The organism is Gemmatimonadaceae bacterium (genome assembly GCA_035533755.1).
Taxonomy (GTDB): Bacteria; Gemmatimonadota; Gemmatimonadetes; order Gemmatimonadales; family Gemmatimonadaceae; genus JAGWRI01.
This window is the reverse complement of sequence record DATLTC010000093.1, coordinates 1-2680: the sequence shown is the minus strand read 5'-3', so window position 1 is coordinate 2680 and position 2680 is coordinate 1. Positions and strand designations below refer to the sequence as shown.

Annotated in this window: 2 protein-coding genes; both read left to right on the top strand. The window is 67.9% G+C overall.

Annotation, left to right across the window (positions count from 1 at the left end; genetic code table 11):
* Positions 1-88: 88 nt before the first annotated feature.
* A complete protein-coding gene (locus VNE60_12935) occupies positions 89-1363 on the top strand; it encodes an MFS transporter (protein ID HVB32423.1) in 1275 nt (424 codons plus the stop codon).
* A 404-nt stretch (positions 1364-1767) separates the two neighbouring features.
* Positions 1768-2680: NAD-dependent epimerase/dehydratase family protein (locus tag VNE60_12930; GenBank protein ID HVB32422.1), on the top strand; the 913-nt coding region annotated here is incomplete at its 3' end.

The window sequence follows — 2680 nt, the reverse complement described above, 5'->3', positions numbered from 1 at the left end:
TGCCCGAGCAGAAAGTCACCGAAGCGGGCGTCGCAGCATGTGACGATGGCGTGTCGCGGCATGGGCGGGGTGCGGGAAGTAAGCGAGCATGTCAGTTTACCTCATGGCCGAGCCCCACGACACCTCCACCCGCTCCATCGTGGCCCTGTGCGGAATACTTGCATATCAGGGCTACGCGATGGCCATCAACGGGATCGGGGCGCCGTTCATCGCGGCGAGCTTTGGCCTGGGCGACGCGGGCATCGCACGGTTGTACGCCTGGATCTCGCCGGCCGCGTTCGGGGCGCTGCTCCTGTTGCGGCTGGCCGATCGCGCCGGGCGGCGCCGGGTGCTGTTGGCCTGCATGGCGGCCACGCCCGTGGCGGCGCTGACCGCGGCGGGGGCGGCCGCGGCGCGGAACGTGGTGCTGTTCGCGGTCTGTGACGTGTTGCTCTACGCATTCATCGGCGCGGCGGTGTTCGTCGCGGTGGTCATGCTCGCCGAGGCGCTTCCCATGGAGAAGCGCGCCCGGGGGCAGAGCTACGGAGGCATGGCCATGGCCGTGGGCGCCGGCTTCTGTCTGATGCTCATGCCGGTGCTGGCAAGCCACGGGCTCTCGTGGCGTTGGCTGCTGGTGATCGCAGGGGGCGGGTTGCTGGGGTATCCGCTGCTGCCGCGGGCGATTCCGGAGAGCCGGCGGTGGCGCGAGGCCGCGGACAGCGGAGCCACGCGTGCGGCGCGCTTGTTGGACCTGTTCGGCGCGCGCTACCGGGCCCGGGCCGTGCCCATCGCGGTCTGCGTGTTTCTGAGCGTGATGGCGGGCACGTCGGCCGACGCCTGGAGCTACTATCGCGCGGTGTCGTCGGTGGGGCTGTCCGCGGCCACGGCGAGCGTGCTCGTGCTGACGTGCGGCGGGCTGAGCCTGGTGGGATTTCCACTCGGCGCGTGGGCGTGCGAGCGTTTTGGACGCGTTCCGACCGTGGTGGTGTGCTGGCTGCTGGCGGGGGCCGGCGCGGTGAGTTTTTACTGGGGTCCGCCGGCGGGATTCGCGGTGCCGGTTTATTGGCTGGGCGCTTCGTTCTTCTGGTTGAAGACCGCCGACAACGCCGCGATCGTGGGGTTCCGGTCGGCGGGCACCGAGCTGTTCCCCACCGCGCTGCGCGGCACGATGATCGGGTGGACCGCGCTGATCGGCGCGGTGGGTGTGGTGGTGGCGCAGTCCAGCATCGCGCTGTTGGCGGGTCCGTTGGGCGGTCTGTCGCGGGTCGTGGCGTACCTGGCGCTGTTGAGCCTGCCGGCGGCATTCATCTTTGGATGGTTCGTTGATGAGACGCGGGGGTTGAGTCTGGAGGCGGCGGGGGAGAGTAGGACGGTAGGACGGTGATCCCCCAACTTCTCGGCACCAGCGACCGCAATCACGTGCTTCAGGGATGGCTCTGCCTCCTTTTGCTGGTCGCGGCCCCGAGCGCGCTGGTGGGCACGACGGCTCGAAGCGTGGCTCTTACCGCGGGGCCGCAATCCGAGGACGTATTCGACCGCATTCTGGCCACCCTTCGGTTCCAATGATGACGCCGCCGAGGCCACGCCGTCTGTAGCGACGCTCATTCCACTTTTGGAACAAAGCGTTGGCGGTGAAAGTGCGTGCGTCGGTACTCCCGATCCGTGGAGCGGGAATGCCGAAGTGCGGGGCGATGCGGGTGCAAGCAAACCCACGCGTCCCGGGGGGTACGGTCACTTCGGCGGCCAGGGGTAGTGTGATGCCGGCGGGGGCCGCATATAATACGCCACATGAAGACACTCGTTACCGGCGGCGCCGGATTCATCGGATCGCACGTGGCCCGGCACTGCCTGGCGATGGGGCACGACGTGGTGGTGCTGGACGATCTGAGCGGCGGGTTCCGCGACCAGGCGCCGGCGGGGGCGACGTTCGTGGAAGGATCCATCACCGACGTGCCCCTGATCGAGGCACTGTTCGCCGAGCACCGGTTCGACTACGTGTACCACCTGGCGGCGTACGCCGCCGAGGGGCTCAGCCACTTCATCCGCCGGTTCAACTACACCAACAACGTGATCGGGAGCGTGAACCTGATCAACGAATCGGTGAAGCGCGAGGTGAAGTGCTTCGTGTTCACGAGTTCGATCGCGGTGTACGGGGCGGGGCAGCTGCCCATGCGCGAAGACATGACGCCGCGCCCCGAAGACCCGTACGGTATCGCCAAGTACGCGGTGGAACTCGATCTGGCCGCGGCGCACGAGATGTTCGGGTTGCCGTACATCGTCTTCCGTCCGCACAACGTGTACGGCGAGCATCAGAACCTGGGCGACCGCTACCGCAACGTGATCGGGATCTTCATGAACCAGATCATGGGCGGCAAGGCGCTCACGATCTTCGGCGACGGGGAGCAGACGCGCGCCTTCAGCTACATCGACGACGTGGCGCCGCACATCGCGCGGAGCGTGAACGTGCCGGCGGCGTACGGCCAGACCATCAACATCGGCGCCGACACGGCGTACAGCGTGAACGAGCTGGCGCGCGTGGTGAGCGAGGAGTTCGGCGTGTCGCCCCAGGTCACGCACCTGCCGGCGCGCCACGAAGTGGTGCACGCGTATTCGGATCACGCCAGAGCGCAGGCGCTGTTCGGCGAGACGACGACGATTCCGTTGGGCGAGGGAGTCCACCGCATGGCCCAGTGGGCTCGGG

Coding starts and splice junctions, on each gene's coding strand:
- VNE60_12935 (HVB32423.1), top strand. CDS start 89: ATGTCAGTTTACCTCATGGCCGAGCCCCACGACACCTCCACCCGCTCC.